The organism is uncultured Roseobacter sp., assembly GCF_947492555.1.
In the GTDB taxonomy this organism is placed as follows: domain Bacteria; phylum Pseudomonadota; class Alphaproteobacteria; order Rhodobacterales; family Rhodobacteraceae; genus Roseobacter.
In genome coordinates this window covers 210,375-230,069 of the sequence record NZ_CANLNE010000004.1, presented here as the reverse complement: position 1 = coordinate 230,069, position 19,695 = coordinate 210,375, and the positions used below count along the sequence as shown (strand labels likewise).

Annotated in this window: 15 protein-coding genes; 1 reads left to right on the top strand and 14 read right to left on the bottom strand. The window is 56.5% G+C overall.

What is annotated here, in order from left to right:
- Positions 1-182: 182 nt before the first annotated feature.
- From Q1A07_RS19845 to Q1A07_RS19825, 5 genes are all read right to left on the bottom strand, one after another.
- Entirely contained in the window at positions 183-1,187 is a 1,005-nt protein-coding gene (locus Q1A07_RS19845) for an ABC transporter substrate-binding protein (RefSeq protein WP_299783835.1), read from the bottom strand.
- A 358-nt stretch (positions 1,188-1,545) separates the two neighbouring features.
- A complete protein-coding gene (locus Q1A07_RS19840) occupies positions 1,546-2,298 on the bottom strand; it encodes a dienelactone hydrolase family protein (RefSeq protein ID WP_299783833.1) in 753 nt (250 codons plus the stop codon).
- A 39-nt stretch (positions 2,299-2,337) separates the two neighbouring features.
- Positions 2,338-2,697, bottom strand: coding sequence for a hypothetical protein (locus tag Q1A07_RS19835; RefSeq protein WP_299783831.1), 360 nt, complete (start codon positions 2,695-2,697; stop codon positions 2,338-2,340).
- Positions 2,694-3,008, bottom strand: a complete 315-nt coding sequence (locus Q1A07_RS19830; RefSeq protein WP_299783829.1) for a metalloregulator ArsR/SmtB family transcription factor — start codon at positions 3,006-3,008, stop codon at positions 2,694-2,696. The genes Q1A07_RS19835 and Q1A07_RS19830 overlap by 4 nt, the downstream gene beginning before the upstream one ends.
- A gap of 394 nt (positions 3,009-3,402) precedes the next feature.
- The gene (locus tag Q1A07_RS19825) at positions 3,403-3,747 is read right to left on the bottom strand and encodes a hypothetical protein (RefSeq protein ID WP_299783827.1); all 345 of its coding nucleotides are present in this window, start codon (positions 3,745-3,747) and stop codon (positions 3,403-3,405) included.
- A 698-nt stretch (positions 3,748-4,445) separates the two neighbouring features.
- Here Q1A07_RS19825 and Q1A07_RS19820 point away from each other — a divergent pair.
- Positions 4,446-5,060 (top strand): response regulator transcription factor, encoded by a 615-nt coding sequence (locus tag Q1A07_RS19820; protein ID WP_299783825.1) that lies wholly within the window; start codon positions 4,446-4,448, stop codon positions 5,058-5,060.
- A 15-nt stretch (positions 5,061-5,075) separates the two neighbouring features.
- On the opposite strand, the gene Q1A07_RS19815 is transcribed toward Q1A07_RS19820, so the two are convergent.
- From Q1A07_RS19815 to Q1A07_RS19775, 9 genes are all read right to left on the bottom strand, one after another.
- On the bottom strand, positions 5,076-7,781 hold the full coding sequence (locus tag Q1A07_RS19815; RefSeq protein ID WP_299783823.1) for a calcium-binding protein: 2,706 nt from the start codon (positions 7,779-7,781) through the stop codon (positions 5,076-5,078).
- Positions 7,782-7,830: 49 nt separating this feature from the next.
- Positions 7,831-9,231: a nucleotide sugar dehydrogenase gene (locus Q1A07_RS19810; RefSeq protein WP_299783821.1), complete on the bottom strand. Its 1,401-nt coding sequence runs from the start codon at positions 9,229-9,231 to the stop codon at positions 7,831-7,833.
- Between the two features lie 191 nt (positions 9,232-9,422).
- Positions 9,423-10,847, bottom strand: a complete 1,425-nt coding sequence (locus Q1A07_RS19805; protein WP_299783819.1) for a mannose-1-phosphate guanylyltransferase/mannose-6-phosphate isomerase — start codon at positions 10,845-10,847, stop codon at positions 9,423-9,425.
- Between the two features lie 138 nt (positions 10,848-10,985).
- The gene (locus Q1A07_RS19800) at positions 10,986-12,569 is read right to left on the bottom strand and encodes a glycosyltransferase (protein WP_299783817.1); all 1,584 of its coding nucleotides are present in this window, start codon (positions 12,567-12,569) and stop codon (positions 10,986-10,988) included.
- Positions 12,556-13,950 carry an HlyD family efflux transporter periplasmic adaptor subunit gene (locus tag Q1A07_RS19795; protein WP_299783815.1) on the bottom strand — a complete coding sequence of 465 codons (1,395 nt, stop codon included), beginning with the start codon at positions 13,948-13,950 and terminating at the stop codon, positions 12,556-12,558. The genes Q1A07_RS19800 and Q1A07_RS19795 overlap by 14 nt, the downstream gene beginning before the upstream one ends.
- A gap of 159 nt (positions 13,951-14,109) precedes the next feature.
- Positions 14,110-16,362 (bottom strand): PAS domain-containing hybrid sensor histidine kinase/response regulator, encoded by a 2,253-nt coding sequence (locus Q1A07_RS19790; RefSeq protein ID WP_299783813.1) that lies wholly within the window; start codon positions 16,360-16,362, stop codon positions 14,110-14,112.
- Between the two features lie 339 nt (positions 16,363-16,701).
- On the bottom strand, positions 16,702-17,214 hold the full coding sequence (locus tag Q1A07_RS19785; RefSeq protein WP_299783811.1) for a molybdopterin-dependent oxidoreductase: 513 nt from the start codon (positions 17,212-17,214) through the stop codon (positions 16,702-16,704).
- A 123-nt stretch (positions 17,215-17,337) separates the two neighbouring features.
- On the bottom strand, positions 17,338-18,648 hold the full coding sequence (locus Q1A07_RS19780) for a hypothetical protein (RefSeq protein ID WP_299783809.1): 1,311 nt from the start codon (positions 18,646-18,648) through the stop codon (positions 17,338-17,340).
- Entirely contained in the window at positions 18,645-19,691 is a 1,047-nt protein-coding gene (locus Q1A07_RS19775) for a hypothetical protein (protein ID WP_299783807.1), read from the bottom strand. Before Q1A07_RS19775 ends, Q1A07_RS19780 begins: the two co-directional genes overlap by 4 nt.
- Positions 19,692-19,695: the final 4 nt, after the last annotated feature.

The window sequence follows — 19,695 nt, the reverse complement described above, 5'->3', positions numbered from 1 at the left end:
CGCCTGCACATGATCGCCATTCGGCAACTCAAAGCGCATCGATAAATTGTTTATGGATAATCCAGTCATATGGTCCCTGGCTTTCCGGCTCCGGCAACGAAGCCAACGGACAGGTTTACCCTGTCTCAAATGCGGCGCGGCTAAAAAACAATGCGGCCCCGAGGGGCCGCATTTGCTGTCTTCTACATGTCTTTGGCAGCTTCAAGCGGGCCAGTGTTGATTGCGCCCTCATAGCTGTCCAAAGCTTTATCGATAGAACCCGCTTCGACAAAGACGTCCGCCACGCCCTTCATGAAGGTCGCCGCGTTTTTCCCAAGCCAGGCATCCGACAACGCCACGTCCGCTGGCAGCATCTTCATGCCCGCGAGAGCGTTCTTGGCCGCGTCCAGATCCATGCCCGCTTCCTTAGCCAATGCAGCAACCATCTCTTCGCCGCCCGCACCGGAGTTGTAGCGCTCGTTTTCCTGGGTCACGACAGACAGGAATGTAGCCACCTCGTCACCATTCTCGGCAATGTAGGAGGCTGGCGCGGAAATCACGTCAAACACCAGAATACCGACCTCTTCCTTCTCTGCACCGGTCAGCAGTACATTACCGTATTCCTGCATCCGCGTCAGACCGCCGCCATACCCACAGGCGAAATCAACGGCCTTTTGACTCAGGGCCGCGGCACCTTCCGGCGGCGCCATGTCAACGACCTGCAAGGACGCAATGTCGACGCCAAAATGGTCCATCTGGCGCAGGAAGCCGTAGTGCGCGGCGGTGCCCAGCGGCACGGCAACCTTCTTGCCAGCCAGTTCCCCTGCTGTCTCTTTGTCGATCTCCAGATCAGCATGCACAACGCAGTTATCATTCTCCGAATAACTCACCGCCACATCAATGATTTGAAGATCCTGTCCACCGGAAGTCGCCACAACAAACGGCGGCACCCCCTGAGATACGGCAATCTGCACGTCGCCGGAGGCCATCGCCGCCGACATCGCCGTACCGGTCTCGAAGGAAACCCAGTTCACCTTCTTGCCAAGCGCCTCTTCGAAGGCGCCCGAGGCTTTAGCCGCCAGGAACGGCATGGGCCATTCAAGGAAATACGCAACCGTGATCTCACCATGCCCGTCTGCAACTGCGGCCTGTCCGGTCATCGCCATCATGGTGCCCGCGATAAACCCTGTTACTGTCTTCTTAGTCATTCATGTTCTCCCTTTCATCACGTCACTTGTTTTACGATACGGGACGTGAGTTTCATATAACAACCTTTCTGTAGTTTTGACGTTTCGTCAATGCATTTGCGTTCAAAAAAGCAGGAATCTTGAAACAGCATACTAGGATCGCCGCGTTTCAAGCCTTCATCCTCTGCCATGCTGCGCTGCGGCCCGTCGAACCGGACTTTAGCTGCAACGGAAAAATCAGTTGGTGGTTGAACTCACACAATGCGGACTTTGCTGCCGTTCGATTTATGGAACCGAAAATCCGCTTTCGTCCGCAATTCTAGATGGGCATACTTGCGATGCAGCCCTTCCGGAACACAAGGAAAGTTGGCGCTAATACCTAAAAGGTTTCGCCAAATAGATCGAGCACCGCGCGCCATGCGTGCATCGTAGCCTTTGGATCATAGCTGACGCCGGGCACGGTGGTCATGCTGTGAGCGGTCCCCTCTGCAAGCGATCCATCCGGCTTTCTCGGTTGCGCCCAGAAGGCGTGCTCGGCTCCCCCGTAGATTTCGGCACGCCAGTCGATCCCGGCCTCCTGAAGCGCGCGACCGAAAGTCAGTATCTGCTCGGGGGTGCAGATGGGGTCTTCGGAGCCCGTGCATAGCAGGAAGGTACCAGCAAAGTTGGACCATTCTTCAACCTTGTTGTCCGGAAAGGCGGAATGCACGACCGCGATAGCCTTGAATGGGACACCGGCCCGCGCGAGCTCGAGCACGATCCTACCGCCAGCGCCATAGCCGAGAGCGGCAATGCGATCAGGGTCGACACCTGGTTGTGCCAACAGAACATCGAACGCGGCACGACCGATAGACCGCAGCCGTTCGACATCGGCCAACAAAGGCATAATGCGGGACAGCATCGCATCAGGTCGATCAAAGAACACCTCGCCGCCGTGATACTCCATGGCCAACGCCAGGTAGCCATGCGCGGCCAGATCATCGACCCGTTGCCGTTGGTATTCCTCAAGGCCGACCCCATCATGGCCTATCAGCACTGCTGGCCAGGGCCCCGGGCCATTCGGCTGCGCCAGATAACCGATCATACTCAGGCCATCCACGTCATAGGTGACTTCACGCGTTGCAACCATCATTGCACCTTCTTTCAAGCGAGTGGGATGAGACCCGCCATTTCAGGCGGCGAGCATGATTGGCGAGCCGTTGTTGTTGGCGGCGCCCCCCGCCGTTCGGTCAAACCTCGCGTCCGTAAGCTCGTGGACGATCCGAAGGCAAGTTCCGCCAGTCGCATTCGGGGTGATTGTGAATGTGACGGTGCTTTCCAGGAAAGGCCGGCTATCCTCGCGCAGCCTGTAGCGGACTTCCTGGCCGGGGGTGACGCTGATCGCATCGGGGTCGGCCAACACCTCCTCAGGCAACCACCTTTCCCGAAACTCGGGGATGCTGAGAGCGCGCCAGACCTTTTGCGGCGGATCGTCCAAGTCAAATTCCAGCTCGATGCCGCAATCCTGTTCCTTGGTCTGTTCTTCGTTCATTGATCTATTTCCTTCAGCAAGACTTTGAGATCTGCGATGCGGCTCGGCCAAAAAGTGTGATACTTCGCCAGCCAATGAACGATGAGAGTCAGGCCCTCTGGATCGACTTCGTAGTTCACAAAACGCCCCTGGCGTTCTTGTCTCACGAGTTTCGCATCCCGCAGGATGGAAAGGTGTTGCGACATTGCCGGTTGACTTATTTCCATGCCCTTGCGCAAGGCACTGGCGTTCATGCTCCCTGCCGCCAGCTTCTCAAAGATCGCGCGGCGGGTCGGGTCTGCCAAAGCTCGGAAAATATCGTTCTCAGCCATATCAATACATAAGCATAGACTTATCCAACCGGCAAGTCTGTTTTGGGGCAGCTTCCTGTTGTCGCAGATATGTGTGCCCTATCGAAGTGTCGAAACGACCGAGTAGAAGGGATCGGCCGTTGAAATAGCCTCTGGACTGGCTTTCAGAACGCGCCAGCGACAGGGTCTAAGCCCGTATAGAAAACGATGCTGAAGCCGCAACGCGATCCACCTAAGCGGACCTTCGTGCGCTCCGCAGCACCCGGCAAGGTGGGCTCACAGCGATCGTCTGACAGTTTTGGTCGGTTGACGGGCGCCAGCCCAAAGCGGTCACTGAATTTGTTGACTTGATGACTGGTAAGCGGGACTTTGCCGCCGTTCGTCAGAGCAGTTCCGATGGCGGCTTTGTTGGACGTTATCGAATATCTGCCAGCCTTTTTTCAACTAGCGCGGCCATTTTCTTGCCCGACTGGTGAACCCAATCGGGTTCGTAGTTTCTGATGGTGATCCAGAACAGTGCTCCTTCGAGCCAATACGTCACGTCCAAACATCCCTTAGCTTTGAGGTCTTCCTTGAAATGCCAATGACGGTTGTTGGGATACTTATTGCGACTCAGAGTCGTGATATGTGACAGGGTCAAACCTAGCTCTGCGCTTACGTTGGCCAAAACAACTTCCATGTCGTCTAGGCTCATATCACCAGTGACTGCGACCTGAATGTTGCGTGATTTGTCAGTGTCTTTAATTGTCCGTTTTGACACAGTTTGTTCCTTTCATATTCGAAGACATTGCAAGCAAAAACGGACTTTATTGAAAGCACAAGAGACGATTTTTCGGGGAATGGCTGGGCGTTGTTTCAGCACAATGCTGACGTTGGTGCACCGCGCCGCATGGGTTGTTTTGGGCTCTCTGCTGACATCTTACTGCTCCGGTCGGTTGACTGGTGCCAACACGTTGTTTCTCCATAGAACGACGGAAAGCTGACCTTCGCAGCAGTTGCGGGATTTTCCAAAATTTCTACACGACAGATATTCAAAAGAGGCCTTTTGGCAGGCTGAGAAACAGATCGTTTAACACGTGTAGCTAACGTGCAAAGCAATCCTTTGTTCGCCCGTTCCTTTGATGTCGCGAAAATGAAAGCCGCAAAATTGATCATCTTCAGTACGACTAACATGAGTACTCATTTTGCCTTGCATTTTCTCCTATTCGGACTGAGGGTTTGTCGCAAAGACGGTCTTAAAAAACAGACCTCGCACCACGGATTTGTGCGAGGCGGAAAAGTCTCTTTTTCAGCGGTTGCGAGGCATTTTTTGAAACCGCGAAGAGCAAATTGTGCACGTCGGCCAAGGTGCAGATTGTAGATGGCCAGCTTGACAGTTTGTTAGGTTAGACAAGATAAGGAAGTCCACAGGCGAGCCTTTTCCCTGCGGAGTCACTCAGATGAAAACGAGGAACTGAGTTGCGGATCCTACTAGCAGATGATCATGAATTGGTTCGCGAAACGATTGCGGCGTTCATTGAGAAAGAAGACGGATACAAGGTGGTTCAGTCAAGCGACCTCGCCGGGGTCGAGAAGCTGCTGATCGCGCATGACCCGTTTGATCTTGTTTTGCTGGACTATGAAATGCCGGGGATGGATGGTCTGGCAGGCTTGCAAAAAATCATGGACGCTGTGCGTCCCCGACCTGTTGCTTTGATCTCGGGTTCCGCAAACAAAGCGGTCGCGGAAGAGGCGTTGGAGCTTGGTGCGGCTGGATTCTTGCCGAAGACCATGGCCGCAAAGTCCTTGGTGAATGCAATCCGTTTCATGGCAATGGGAGAAAAATACGCTCCGATTGACTTCATGACGCAGGCCGCAGAAGAGGTTGCGCATCCTCTAAAAGACGTGCTCACAGCACGAGAGTTGCAAGTATTGTCTTGCCTGACTCGCGGTCTGGCGAACAAGGAAATCGCGCGCGAAATTGATTTGCAGGAAGTCACCATCAAGCTGCATGTCAAAACGTTGTGTCGTAAGTTGGACGCCAAGAATCGAACCCATGCAGCAATGATCGCGAAAGAGGCGGGCCTGTTCTGACCCGCCGTTCCGAACTCAGAATTCAAACCCGTCGCATACCTGAAAGAAGAAATCCTCATTCAGATCATTGTGGTCCAACAGATTGACCGTGAGACCACCAGTGTCGACGCTTACGCTGTAGTCCGCATTCTGCACCACATGTTGATCGATCCAGTCCTGTTGTGATTGGTCAGTGGCAAGAAGATTGAGCAGGCGGAAATCAAGCCGGTCGTTTTCAATACCGTCGCAGGTGAAATCGAGGATCGTATCCGTCCCGCCATCGGTGTCTTCATCGCGGAAAACAAACCAGTCGGTATCGCTGCCGCCCGTGGCAACATCATTTCCAGCGCCCAGTAGGATTTTGTCACGACCTGCGCCTGCATCCACAATGTCATCACCTTTGGATGCATTGATGTAGTCGCTGCCCGAGCCGCCGTTGATGACATCGTTGCCGCTGCCGCCGTAGAGCTTGTCCTTATCGGCGCCGCCATCGAGGATGTCATTACCTGTGCCGCCTTTCAGCACGTCGCGCGCACCTCCACCCGATAAAACATCATCACCGGAGCCGCCAATCAGCAGATCGACACCGATACCGCCCGTAAGTTGATCATTGCCAGAGCCGCCATCCAGCGTGTTCGTGCCGTATCCGTCGACCAGGACATCATCGCCCGTACTGCCTTCCAGGGTGTCGTCGCCCTGACCGCCGTCCAGATGGTCATTTCCAAGACCACCGTTCAGGAGGTCATTACCGGCGCCGCCATCCATGTGGTCGTCGCCTTCGCCACCCCTCAAGGTATCTGTTCCAGCCTCCCCTTGCAGGTCGTCCTGACCCGAGCCGCCGATCAGGACATCGTCGCCCTCGCCCCCCTGCAACAGATCATTCTCCGATCCGCCTGACAGGACATCATTGCCAGAGCCGCCCTTGAGGGTGTCAAAGCCAGACCCACCAACCAACTCATCGCTATCAATGCCGCCATCCAGCTGATCATTGCCAGCACCCCCGTGGATGAAATCCGCACCCGACCCGCCGAAAAGGATATCGTTTTCTTCCGGCATCAGGATGCCATTAGCATCATAGCGGTTCCCAAACTGATCATAGGTATAGGTTGCGCTCGGCCCTGCCTGATCAGCATTTCCGCCAAAGAGCCGATCATTGCCGTCACTCCCGTAAAGGGTGTCGTTGCCGCTTTGACCTGCGATGTCGTCATTCCCGATCCCGCCGTTTGCTATATCTGCGCCTGCACCGGCTTCGACCGTGTCGTCATAGGTGGTGTCGCCGCCCGTCGTGACGGAGACATTCAGATCGCGGATCAGAACAGAGGCCGAACGGTCCACCTGGGTAAACGGATCCATGGCGCGGGGATCTGCGGTGCCGTCGTTGGAATAGGACTTCGGGCTCGTGGCCATCAGTTCCAGGTGCGCATCAGTGCCATCTGGCGCGCGGACCACGCGGTAGATACCGCCCGCCGTCGCGGTGGCGTCGTTCATATCATGATCACCGCCATTGCCGCCAATGTAGAGGTTGCCATCCGCGTCGTGGATTGCGGCGCCAAAGGTAATCTGCGGCACACCATCTTCCGGCGCGCCGTCGATCAGCGTGCCCGTGATGGGTGTGGTCGTGATGATGGGCACACCGCCATCGGCGACGGTTGAGATGTCAATCTGGTAGAGCATGCTGACGCCGCCCTCTGATTTTGGCCGCGTCGCCCCGTAGAAAGAGCTGGTGGCGGCATCAAACGCCACATCCCATAGCTGGTCGGTAATCATGGATTTCGGGAATGGGAAGGTCTGCGTGACCACGGCCCCCTCCGCGTCCACGTTGTCGACGTCGATCATTGTCAGACGGTCCATACTGGACTGGAACGCCCAGAGATTTCCGTCTGCGTCGAAATCACCGGTCCAGGACCGATAGGGCGTGGTCCCGACCCGATAACTGGCACCGGCGGCGTCCAGCATGATCAGATCAGAACTGTTGACGTCGTTGTCAAGGCTATCCGTGCCATCGGAGACCGCGAGGCCATAAATCATGTCGTCCTGTGCATTGAAGCCGATGGCGTTCACAGTGACGGTCGCCTTTTCCCCCGCCAGCGTGTATGTGCCGGCCTCCGGATCAAAGACCTGCAGCGTGCCGTTTATCACCTGATAGATATTGGCTTGTCCTTCGGCAAAAGCCTTCACCTCAACGGGTTGCCCGCCAATTTGCATCTCTTTTTCATAGTAGAATACGGGCGCGTCGGTGTGGATGACCGGTCCGCTGTCGCTTGTGCTCTCGATTGAACGGAACGTTAAGTCACCAATCCCGTCAATGCCTTCGAATGTAATGTCATGGGCCGAGAAGCTGGCGCTGTTGGTGTCGAACGTATCAATGACCGTGCCATTCCACAGAACTTCAACCGCCCCGCTGACAGAGCCAGCGCCATAATTCGCGGCCATGTCGAAGCTGATTGCATAAAGCTCGCCCGGGCGTGTTTCAACCGATTGGGTCATGCTGGAATGACCATCCGGACCGGTGCTGACCGCCCATGCGCCAGTCTCTGCATATTGGGCGAAACTGGTCGCATCATTGGTGCCAGCCAGCAGGTTGGTGTCCATGAAGTCACCAAAGACGACATCGTCCCCCTTGGTTGACTGGATGCGGTCGTCGCCGGACAGGCCGACGACATAGTCGGTATCGTTGGTGCCCTGCAATTCTTCGGACAAATGGGTGCCGATCTGCAGGGTCTGGTTCTGGGGAACAGACATGGAGAATACTTCCTTTACGATTTACAGTGATTTCCTTGAGCCGGTCGCGTTACCAGCCAATTCCACGGTAGGCGGGTGAAGCAGGTGCAGTTTGCGCCACCCGAACGACATCGATAACCGGCGTGTCGCCAGCAGCGAGGACCGCCGCGCGATAGGCTGGATTGGCATGCGTGACGATCAACGCGTCGGCACCGTTGGTGACCTCTGCCAAATCCGTGCGCATCATGCCGGGCAAGTCCTTTGCGAGCGCTTGAAGTCCGGAACTGCCGTGACGCACGTAGGCGAGTTGCCCCGCGAGCGGCGTGTCGGGAGTAATGGCGGGGTCATGTACGACCACTTCAACCCCTTCGGCATTCAGTGCTGCGATGACCTCGAGGATCGGGCTTTCGCGCAGATCGTCGGTACCGGGTTTAAACGCGAGGCCAAGCACGCCGACGGTCTTTGCACCGGTATCGCGCACCATGTCCAACGCGCTTTCGATATGGCTTTTGTTAGATTGATCGAGACTGCGGATCATCGGCAGATCGACGCCTTGCGCTTGTGCGATATGGGCCACGGCGCGCACTTCCTTGGGCAGGCAGGACCCACCATAGGCAAAGCCGGGTTTCAGGTAATAAGGCGATAGGTTCAGCTTTGTGTCCTGAACAAAAATGTCCATTACATCATGGCTGTCGACGCTCAGGGGTTTGCACAGCCGACCCACTTCATTTGCAAAACAGACCTTGGTCGCGTGCCAGACGTTGTCGACATATTTGACCATTTCGGCGGTCTCGACGGATGTCACAATGGGATTTTCGTCAACCGCTTCGTATATGCGCGACAAGATGCGCGCGCTGCGATCATCGTTCGCACCAATCACCGTCTTGGGAGGGGCGTTAAAATCATCGATGGCCACGCCTTCGCGCAAAAATTCCGGGTTGAAGCACACACCGAAATCCACACCGACCCGCAGGCCCGAGACCTCCTCGATGATCGGCGCCATGAACCCCATGGTCACCCCCGGCGGGATGGAGCAGCGCATCACCACGACGTGGAATTCCTGTTTGCGTTTCAGGCCAGCGCCAATGGCGCGGGCGGCGGCGTCGATATAGCTGTGGTCACATCCACCATCGGCAGCCGTAGGCGTACCCACGGAGACAAAGGTCACGTCGGTGTCGACCACCGCCTGTTCCAGGTCATCGGTGGCAGAAACGAGCCCGGCCCGGACGCCGTCATCCAACAACCCGTCAAGATCGCGTTCATGGATCGGCGATTGCCCTGTGGCGATTGCGTTGACCTTTACCGGGTCGATGTCCACCCCGATGACGCGGTGCCCAAGGCTAGACAAGCAGGCCGTGGAGACAGCCCCCACATATCCAAGACCAATGACACTGATGGCGGGTTTTTCATCAACCAACCGCAGAGGGGAAACGGCTGTGTTTTGGGCGAATACATGGGGGCTGTCGAACATGGTACCAATCCTTTACTCGTTACTGAGGTTGTTTTAACCCGCTGTTTCTGAACAGTCTTTTCCACCCTCGTATAGCTGCGCAAAACTTTGTATGGCGCGGCTATCCTTAGGGATAGGAGGGCTGACCCATAAAAAAACGGCGCCCGAGGGCGCCGCTGTAGGTGGTGTGAGAGTGCTTGTTCTTGTTGGTCTTATGCGGCTTTGTCTCGCGCGTAGATATCTTCATATCGCACGATATCATCCTCTCCGAGATAGGCACCGGTCTGCACCTCGATCAGGTGAAGCGGCACCTTGCCTGGGTTTTCCAAGCGATGCACAGCGCCGAGTGGGATATAGACAGACTCGTTTTCCGAAATCAGTTTCACGTCCTCATCAACGGTCACACTGGCCGACCCGTGCACGACGATCCAATGCTCGGATCGGTGCATGTGGCTTTGCAAGGAGAGCGCAGCACCGGGATGCACAACGATCTGTTTGACCTGGAACCGCTCGCCCAGGGACAAGGTCTCAAAGTACCCCCAGGGGCGGTGATCCTTCGGGAACGTTTCAGCCTGCTTGACCTGTTTCGCCTTGAGACTGGCAACGGCGGATTTCACGGCTTGAGTCTGCCGCATGTCGGCTACGAGCACGGCATCGCCCATGGCTATGGCCGTAATATTCTTGAGGCCGATACCCACCAGCTCTACCCCGTCACTTTCAGAGCGTAACAGCGTGTCCTCGCAGTCGACGGCCATGGTATTGCCGCTCTGAACCACGCCATTTTGATCTGCGTCACCTGCCTGCCAAACCGAGGACCAACTGCCCAAATCTGACCACCCGCACTCCATTGGAACGACACAGAGAGTTTCACAAGCCTCCATTACCGCATAATCAATGGAGATATCTTCGGCCATTTTATAGGGCGCGGCATCGAGCCGGAAAAAGTCCAAATCGCGGGACCCGCCCTCAACGGCGCGACGACAGGGCATCAGCAAGCTTGGGCACAGCACCTCAAAAACTTGCAGAATTTCCGCGACACGAAACATGAATATACCCGCGTTCCACAGGTGCTTACCTGAGGCCAGGAAGGTTTCTGCCAGTGCTTTGTCCGGCTTCTCAACAAAAGCATGCAGAGGTTGAATCGCGTTTTCATGGCCGCTGATGTTCGACAGTTCGAGATACCCATATCCCGTTTCCACTCGGTCAGGTCTGACCCCGAAGGTCACAAGTTGGCCCGCCTCGGCGGCGCCACGGCCCGTCGCGATCGCGGCCAGGAACGCCGCTTCATCAGCAATCGCGTGATCGGATGGCATCACCAGCATCAATGCGTTGGGCTGATCCTGCAAACTAAGCGCGGCCGCCAGGATCGCCGGTGCCGTGTTGCGTGCTTCGGGTTCGATCATGATCGTCGGATCAGTAACACCTGCAGCCTGAAGCTGTTCTGCTACGATAAAGCGATAGTCGGCACCTGTCATGATGATTGGGCTTGCAAAGATATCATGCTGCACACGCTCGAGCGTCTGCTGAAACAGGCTCGTGTCGCCCTGCAGCGGCGCAAATTGTTTGGGGTAGCTCTTGCGCGACAGGGGCCACAGGCGGGTACCACTGCCACCGCAGAGGATAACGGGATAGATCATGGGAACATTCCTTTTCACTCACACAGTGCCCGGTTGGGCGGATGCGATCGTTTTACCCAACTTTTTCCCAGTCAGTGCGGGCCCAAAAGAAGAAATGAACGCGCCGAAGCATCGTCGTGCTATGCGGAGGTATAGTCGCTAAAAGCCACCCGGCAGATCAAGCAATCCTATGTACAGCGCCAAGCCGGTGATGAAGGCGGTCACGGCGGTAATCAGCTGAAATTTGGCCATGGCATTCTGCAGCTTGTCGCGCAGCCCTGTGCCATTGCCTGCAGTTTGATTGCCGCGGTTGGACCATTTCTGTTTGCTAAGATGAAAGATCATGTAGACTTTGACCCCGGCATTGATGATCTGGTTAAAGTAGAGAATGAACGGCCACGTCAGATCTGTACTGCGCGCATAGCGGAACAGGAAAAGACACAGGATGGTCCGGCTCAGCACGATCCAGATGAGGCAGTGCAGCAGATAGGCCGGTTCCACAAAGAGCGTGAGCAGAGCCAGTGTCGGGCTGACCAGCATGGTCCACATGGCGATGCGCTGATCCACAAGGCACCACCAGATGAACGGTTTGGCGACACGCGGGCCCAGGGCGATGGCTCGCGTGCCATTGCGCAGCATATTGCCCGACCAGCGGCGGAAGTTCTGAACCATGCGGCCTGTGCCTGAGCCGTCGATCTGCTCAATCGTATAGACACAGGCATCCGGCACATACGTCATCTTGGCGCGCTTGCTCAGCAGGTGATACCAGGTGCTCTTGTCATCGCCAGATAGAAACCGGAACCGGCCCCAGAGCCAGTGATCCAGGTGATCTGCTTCGATTGTGCGGATGAATTTTTCGTCGATGATGTGACGCGCCCGAAAGACGCTCATACGCCCGGTCAAAGTCAAAACACGATCCGACATCGCGTGGCTTTGCATGGCAAGACGTCTTTGAGCAAAGCGCATCGACAGCCAGCTCTGAATCCAATCCGGTCCATAGCACAGCACTTCTTCATTCGTGGTGAGCGCCTGCAATTCGGGGTCCGCCCCGAACATCGAACAGGTTTTCTCCAACACGTCAGAACCGTAGACCGCATCGCCATCCATGAAGATTACCAGATCATCGGGTTTGATGCCCGCCCGGTTCATGGCCCGCAGGATCATACCAATGGCCATGCGTTTGCCCGGTTGGTTCTGCCGCAGGAACACCAGTTCCGCATCAAGGTCAGCCCCATGGGTTCGCACAAAATGAGTGATGATTTCCTCATCGTAGGAAGACCCGGTCCCGATCCAGAGCGTCGTGGGAATGCCCTCGCGTCTGATCTGCCCCAGAATAGAGCCGATGACACGCCGGGTGATGGCGGGCTCTTCATAGTACGTGGTCATCTGGATGTGCAGTCGGCGCGGCCGCCAGCCCGCGCGCCACACGGCATCGGCGCGCTGCCGCATGCGCGGCCACCGGCTCCTGGCATATACCTCGGCGCGAACCGCATGGGTGAACCACCAGCCGAAGCGCCAAATACCAAGCGAGCCCAGAACAAACGTGATCTGCATCAGGTCGGGATGAAAGAAGTTGTTTGGCCAGAAAACCATGGCGGCGACAAGCACACTCAGCAACACGGCAAGTTGCACCAACCGATCCATCGGCCACTTGGCCAAGCCGGTAGGTGCAGGCCCGGACAACTGCCTGAGCCAACTATCCAAGTGCTTTTCGAAGGCGTAGTCTGTCTCAGGTGCTTTCATCTGCGCCTCGGTGCCAAAACGGGCGACGTTGCAGCGAAATCTGCGCCGGTGCATTCCGGCGGAACCATTTGCGGGTGTTGAGCACGCCGGCATTATCTGCCTTGATCGTCAGAACCATGCCGAACCTGTCAGGCCGCGCCACATCGGTACCCGCCTGAATATCAGTCACGGTACCATTGGCCTCTGAGACCTGACCACGATACGTATAGGTGATCAACGCCGGCATCCCCAGATAAACGCGGGTCGCCATACTGTCGTCCAGCCAGGCCGCAGCCGTTCGCGGGGTTCGTTCTTCAAGTTCCACCACAACTGCGCCGCGTTGCGTGAAACTGCCCCTGGCAGTGTGTACGGCAAAGACTGTACCATCAGCGTGCGCCCGAATAACCAGTTTGTCGGCGGCGGCTTTGCGGTGGCGCAACTCGCGCTTCCAGCGCCGCAGATCGAGCCGCCGATCTTCCACGGTGGCGTCCAGCACTGCCAGCATATCGAAGTACCCGCCTGCCTCTGTGTCGCGGCCATGGTCAAATTCGTAAAGCGCGAACCAGGCCTCTTCCAATTCTGGAGGATAGTTCGAGGCGTGTGGATCTTGGAACCGCCAGGGCTTCCAGACCTGCTTGAACGCCTCCCATAGAACCGCACGGCGGGTCTCTCGCAGCGTCAAATGCCGCGTTCTGCGCTCCTCTGCAGCCCGCAATCGGCGTTCGGCCAGCATAACTTCGGCGCGCACTTCCTCAACATCGCTTTCGCGGTCCGGGTCTTCGATCCTGACCAGAATATCACCGGCGGAAACGTCTTCGCCAACTGTCGCGTTCAGTTGCGCGACAAAGCCCGTATCGGGAGCCATGTATTCGATGACGGGGGCTGTGAAACGCGCGTGTTCCAGTTCAATTCGACTTAGGCGCTGCCAGATTTGCGCGCCCAGAAAGCCCACCAATACCGCAGCGAGCCCCGTGTAGAATAGAATGTTCCAAACCATGCGCAGCCAACGGGGTTTGGCCGCCGCACGCCCGGCAGATTGCTCTGCATCGGTTTCGCCCATAGGGACCAAATCGACAGGCGTATCGAGGCTGGTGATCATCTCAGGCGTAGAAACCATCTGTCCGGACAATACACCCTGGTGGAATGTCGCGAGCGTCTCGCGTTGTCGAACAGTGAGGTTTTCGAACCTGTAGTGACCGTCACTCTCGCCCGCAGCGAGCCAGATCGGAAACGAGATCTCAACCCCTTGAAAGGGGACTGACAGGATAACGTCGCCGGCTAAATCAGTCTCCGCGTTGGTAACCCAGATGCCGGCCAGCGACCAGCGCTGCACCTCAATACGGCACCCGTTGGCCTTGTGCAGATGCAGCGGCGCTGTCACAGAAAGGGACAGATCCGGCATAGGACATTCGTGGCGAATGTTCATTGCATACTCCAGGTTTTAGCCGAAAATTCGGCGACTCTCACGCCAACTGGGTAGCAGGAATATGGTAATGTTACGGGCGTGCAGCCGGACAGTGCCGCACGCAAAGGCCTAGGGGGCACTATCCTTCGGGATAGGTTATCCCGAGGCCAAGCGAAGCGCCTTGGCCGTAGCGTCCCATGCGTCTTTTGCCTTCATCGCCGCGTCTTCAGCCGCCGCCATATCGTTGGCCTTCGCGGCCTGTTCCAAACGGCGCAACTTACTTTGTAAAGAGACCGCGCCGATCATGCCCGCCGATCCGATGGACTTATGGGTGCGCGCCGCCAATTCGGACAGGTTCGATTGGGTCAATAGCTCTGGAACAACATTGAGCAGGCCTGAAATCTCTCCTTCGAAATCGTTCACGAGCTTGCCTAACCGGTTCTGGTCAAACACGTCTTTCAGGTCGCCGAAGATCTGTGCGTCAAGCAACTCTGACGTTTTGCTGTCCTTCAATTTGTTTGACGCTGGATCCGCTTTGGTGATGACGGCGACAAGCGCGCGTAACAGTTCTGCCTGTGATACCGGCTTATTGAGGCACATATCCATGCCTGCCGCCAGAAATCGTGCTTGTTCGTCTTTAAGCGCGTGAGCGGTGAGACCGATAATCGGCACCTGTCTGTTGGGCGTATCGGCATCCCGGATAACTTCTGTCGCGTCGACGCCATTCATCACCGGCATACTTACGTCCATCAGAATTGCCGCATAGGCGTGCTCGTGCGCCCGGTCTACAGCCTCTTGTCCATTGTGCGCTTCGGTAACACGGATGCCCTTTGAGGTGAGCATCTGGCGTACGATAATACGATTGATCGCATTGTCCTCCACCAGCAGCACCTCTTTCCCGTTCATCTCCGATGCATCTACCGGCGCCTCCAAAGCAGGTTGTGATGGGGAAAGGTCGGTTGCCATGCGCAGGGGCACGCGCACCGTAAATGTACTGCCTTTGTCAACGACGCTCCTGAGGTTAATCTCACCCTCCATCATATCCACAAGCTGACGACAGATCGTCAGTCCAAGCCCTGCACCCGAGGCAAGGCGATCGTAGGATTTTTCCTGCGTGAAAAAGCGGTCAAAGACGCGGGTCTGATCCTCAGGATGAATCCCCACACCCGTGTCAGTCACGGAAAACTCTAACGTGTGTTCCCCATCTGCGACCTCAATGATCCGGGCACAAAGGGTGACCTCGCCGTGGTCCGTAAACTTCAGCGCATTACTGACCAAATTATAAGCCACCTGCCGCAGGCGTTGTTCGTCGGCCACCACATGACAGCGTTCCATGGAGCCAAGATCCAGTCGCAAGGTGTTGCTATGAGCGTACGCCGTGGTTTCGTTGGTTGTCACGATGTCTTTGAAAAACTGCGTTAGTTCGAACGTGTCGTCGACCAGCTCCAGCTTGCCTACATCCATACGCGCGACATCTAACACGTTGTTGACATGGTAAAGCAGAATATCGGCCGACTGCTTTGCAATCCCCAGATATCCCGATTGCGTCTTGCCCAACCTGGTATTCTGCAACAGCTCGATTGTGCCGAAAATACCGTTCAGCGGCGTGCGCATCTCATGGCTCATAACGGCCAGGAAATTCGACTTTGCCTGTTCAGCTTGCAACGCCTCGTCGCGGGCGCGCTTGAGGTTCTCCTCGGCGGCTAGTCGTTCCGTGATGTCGCGCAGATAGGAGATAAAGATTGTACCGCGATGGTCCTTCGCCATCCCGATAGAAATCTCGACCGGAAATTCCTCGCCCGACTTGCGCAGGGCGGTGATCTCTATCCGTCCTTGCCCAACAAGCCGCGCCTCGCCGGTTTTGTTGAAACGCTCCATTCCCGCCTGATGGGCTGCGCGGTGTTGATGTGGAACGATTAGGTCGGACATCGGAGCACCAATGGCCTCATCTCTGGTAAAGCCAAACACGGATTCTGCAGCGCCGCTGTAGTCCAGAATGACGCCGCGGTCATCCGCGACAATGATTGCATCGAGCGATACGTCAAAGCTGGATTTCAAGCGAGAGTTGGCGCGTTCCGCCGTCTCAGATATTTCGCGATGAATTCGAAACTGGCGCAACAAAACGAACAGCATGAAACCCAGAAAGAGGATCAACGCAATACTTATGGCGGCTGCCGCGAACAACAACCGCCCGAAGTCCGCGCGCTCCGCATCAGAGGCTTCGGACCGGAGTGAGATACCTGTCAAAGCGATGTCGTGGGCGTCTTCGCGAATAGTGTTGGACAGCGCCCAGACCTCTTGCAAACGCCTTGCAAGTTCCGGGTCAGGTCCGTCTACGATGATTGCCAGCTGGTCCAGATAGTTGAGCAGCGCGTCCAGTTGCGTGGCAAAGGTATCGTCCCGTCGCATCTCGGCAAAGACCCGGCTTTCGGCAATGCTGGCGGTCCGACTATAGGCATTGTCAAACCGACGGCGCAGGGTTGCAAGATCAGGATCGTCTTTCTGTTGCGCAAGCAAAGCCTCGTCGGTCAGCAGCAATACATCGACTTCGACCTGCGATAGTGTCCAGGTCAGATTGTCGCCAGGCGCTTCGCGGAGATCGTTCATGCGCTGTGTGATTGACAAAAACAGACCGATCAGCAGCGCCATTCCGGTAAAGATGACCCCCAGCGGAATGCCACGTCGGAGGAGAACTTCCTTGTTTACCACGTCAGAGGCCATCCTCATGCTGGGAACGGGCGGTTCGCGTCAATCGCTCGACACTATACGATCAAGCTGCCAAATAGAACGTGAATAGATGACTTCAGTGCGATAATCAGGGCTGTCGTCGTAAGGGTATACGATCCAGAGTGGCCCTTTTCCACGCGGCGACATCTCTTCCCCGTTCATCAGATAGGCGACGATCGGGGTGGTTGCGCTGATTTCGTCAGCGGGAATATCGACCTTGTAGTCATTGAGTGCGACGGCGCCGATCGTGGCACCTTGCGCGCCTGCATAGTCCAGCAGGTCGCGCAGGGGTACCCCGGTGAACTCGACCTCCTCTTCCATCCAGATGGTCGAGGTGGTGAAAACGGTGGGGTCCATTTCCTTCAGCATCTCCAAATCGAGCGTCACAGTACCATCGGTGGTTTCATGTGCGAGCTCGCCCGAAAGCGTCAGCAGAACCGGTCCTGCCGGAATGGGCAGTTGGTCGGCAATTGCGTTGGTCGCCAGCCCGGCAACAACTGTGCTGGCAAAAAGGGCAGTCTTGCAAAAAGTCATGATGGCTCCATCGGCTCTGTGGGGTTCAGTCGCTTGGATATGCTGATCCCAGGCGTTAGGCGACAAGGCAGCCGTATAGAATACTATACTTTGGTATAGCGCCCTGCCAGAAAACGGCTTTTGTCAGTTGAAAAGACGAACCTGCGCGTCTTTAGCAGCTTCTCCCAAAAGGCGAAGCTTGATCCTCTCGATGCGTTTTGGTGCAAGTCCGCCAAACGCGAGGCCCCAGCTGTCGGTTCGAAGTGCGGGGTCCGCGCGATCCGATTTGGTCAGTTTGATGCGGGTCTTCTCCCCATCTTCATCGATCAGTTCGACGGTAAGCGTCCCGGTGGACTGACCGGGCACGATGATTTGCAATCCGGCGTGGTCCGCCAGTGAAAATTCGTGCCCGATCGAGAGCCAATCATTGCCCACCTGAGCAGATTGCACAGCATCAAAGTTGGTTGCCGATTGCGCCAGCATTTCACCAAGGATCTGACGCAAGCCATCCACCTGCGTGAGCGGTGCCGTGTAGGGCGTTTCCCATACCACCATTTCATATTGTGCGCTCTCAAGCGCACCACTTTGGATGAAGCCCGACATGGAGCCAGCAAGACCTCCTCCGGCAATGGCGTAGTTTTTGACGTCTGCATCAAGTGCATGCGCGAGCGCGTCCGCTACCTGATAGGCATCGCGTTGGTAGCGGTTTGAGAAGCTTGTGCCAACAAGTGCAACGCGCGGTCCTGTGAAGGTGTCTGATAACAGAGCGTCTACCGAACCGGCCTTGGCGAAGACAGGTGCCACAGCAGTCTCAGGCAGGGGCCGCGCGCCGCAGGCCTGTTCCGCGACGTGGCTCAGAGAGCCTTTCTCCTGATAGCTTGCAGAGAAAGGCACGGACTGTAGGGTTTCGCCTGCTGGCGTCCCGTCGATGGACTGACGCAGATGCGCAGCTGACAAGGCCGCGCCCACAGGTGTCCAATGGGTGTCGCGTTTAAAATAGTAGTCTCCGGCTGCTTCGCCGCCCGCTAGGACCGAAAGATCAGGTGCGAGTATCCCCGCCGCGTTCAGTGCCGCAATGTAGGCAGAGAAATTGCGTGCCATCCCGCCGCGGTCGAAAGCATCCTTCAATTCCAAGCTTTCCGAAGATTCTTCAGGCACAAAGAGTGGTCGGGGGGGCGCTGCCAAGACGACAAGCTCAGTCCCGCGCCTTTCAAACTCAGCCGCAATCATTTGCCACAGACGGACCGCCTCCTGCGACACCATAAAGCCAGACTTCAACTGGTCAGCACTGACAATCCAGCCGGCGTCCGCGTCGGAATAAAACGGCCCGCGTTTCTGATACTTCGTTGGCAAGTCTTCGAGGTTCGCCAGTGCGGCACAATACGGCGCAGCGGAGGTTACGACAGGGAGGGAGAGCCCAGCGATCAGGGCTACGGATTTCAGCAGGTTTTTCATTGGATCATTTCCTTGGAGGTATAGCGCACCGGGATTTCCCAGATGACGAGTTTTGGAGGTGAGTTTTGAAAAAAGTCCGACGCTAGAAATTCCTGCATTGGCGCGAAGGGACCGCGCCCTTCTTCCGCAAAATTGAGAACATCGGCTTGCAGCGCGTGTTTCAAGAAGTCCGCGAAGTGCCAGTCAGGCCGCGCGCTGAAACTGGTCCCAACCAACACCACATCAATACTGGGGCTGTCGAACAGGCCCCCTTTTGCCTCTATCGTGGTCGAGAAGCGGTCGATCTGCTCAGTCGCGGGGCCAATCCAGGATCGTAGTGCGCCAGTTGGCACATACCGCAGCAGATCTCCGTCGAAATTTGCGCTGCCGGTGTTTTCCATCGAAACTGCTGCTGATGAGAATATGATGCCGCTTTCTGCTACGCGATCAGCAATCGCTTCGGCAACGGCTCGGCTGCCGTTTGGTGACCAATGCGTGTCGGTGCGCATGAAGGTGTCACCGTTTTGGCGGGCAGTCTTCAAGACTGTCGTTGCATCGAGTGTCGCGATGCCTTTCGCGTTCAAAGCTGCGACAAAACGGTCTCTGCGCTTTGTGGTATTGACGGGTCTGGCGCGATCAAGCTGATCTGCGTAGACCTCGGCTTTGTCCGGGACAATGACGGGCACAAGGGAAATCCCGCGCCTTGCCATCTCCAGACTTACGTCGGCGACCCGCGAGGCGGCCGCGTCGATGTTTGCGTTGAAGCCTGTATTTTGCTCCAGCTCCTCAGCTGTGAACAGCCATCCGTTTCGTCCGACCAGAGCGCCCTTGGACGCTTGCCCGAACAGACCGTACCGAAGAGCGCCGAGGGTCGTCACCGCAAACCGCTCCAGCGGGTTGGCGGCAACGAACGCGTCTTCATATTGTGTCTGGAGAGAGCCCCTGATGATGTCCGATGGTATTACATCGAGGTCCGCGCTCGTGTGGCTGAAGATACCAACTGCCGCAAGCGAAAGGACGAAACCGCAGGATGCGAGGTGTTGAAGTGAAATTGGGGAAATCATTGCA

Excerpts from the sequence above, each read along its gene's own strand:
- Q1A07_RS19845 (WP_299783835.1), bottom strand. The coding sequence starts at position 1,187 with ATGACTAAGAAGACAGTAACAGGGTTTATCGCGGGCACCATGATGGCG.
- Q1A07_RS19840 (WP_299783833.1), bottom strand. The coding sequence starts at position 2,298 with ATGATGGTTGCAACGCGTGAAGTCACCTATGACGTGGATGGCCTGAGT.
- Q1A07_RS19835 (WP_299783831.1), bottom strand. The coding sequence starts at position 2,697 with ATGAACGAAGAACAGACCAAGGAACAGGATTGCGGCATCGAGCTGGAA.
- Q1A07_RS19830 (WP_299783829.1), bottom strand. The coding sequence starts at position 3,008 with ATGGCTGAGAACGATATTTTCCGAGCTTTGGCAGACCCGACCCGCCGC.
- Q1A07_RS19815 (WP_299783823.1), bottom strand. The coding sequence starts at position 7,781 with ATGTCTGTTCCCCAGAACCAGACCCTGCAGATCGGCACCCATTTGTCC.
- Q1A07_RS19810 (WP_299783821.1), bottom strand. The coding sequence starts at position 9,231 with ATGTTCGACAGCCCCCATGTATTCGCCCAAAACACAGCCGTTTCCCCT.
- Q1A07_RS19805 (WP_299783819.1), bottom strand. The coding sequence starts at position 10,847 with ATGATCTATCCCGTTATCCTCTGCGGTGGCAGTGGTACCCGCCTGTGG.
- Q1A07_RS19800 (WP_299783817.1), bottom strand. The coding sequence starts at position 12,569 with ATGAAAGCACCTGAGACAGACTACGCCTTCGAAAAGCACTTGGATAGT.
- Q1A07_RS19795 (WP_299783815.1), bottom strand. The coding sequence starts at position 13,950 with ATGCCGGATCTGTCCCTTTCTGTGACAGCGCCGCTGCATCTGCACAAG.
- Q1A07_RS19790 (WP_299783813.1), bottom strand. The coding sequence starts at position 16,362 with ATGCGACGGGACGATACCTTTGCCACGCAACTGGACGCGCTGCTCAAC.
- Q1A07_RS19785 (WP_299783811.1), bottom strand. The coding sequence starts at position 17,214 with ATGACTTTTTGCAAGACTGCCCTTTTTGCCAGCACAGTTGTTGCCGGG.
- Q1A07_RS19780 (WP_299783809.1), bottom strand. The coding sequence starts at position 18,648 with ATGAAAAACCTGCTGAAATCCGTAGCCCTGATCGCTGGGCTCTCCCTC.
- Q1A07_RS19775 (WP_299783807.1), bottom strand. The coding sequence starts at position 19,691 with ATGATTTCCCCAATTTCACTTCAACACCTCGCATCCTGCGGTTTCGTC.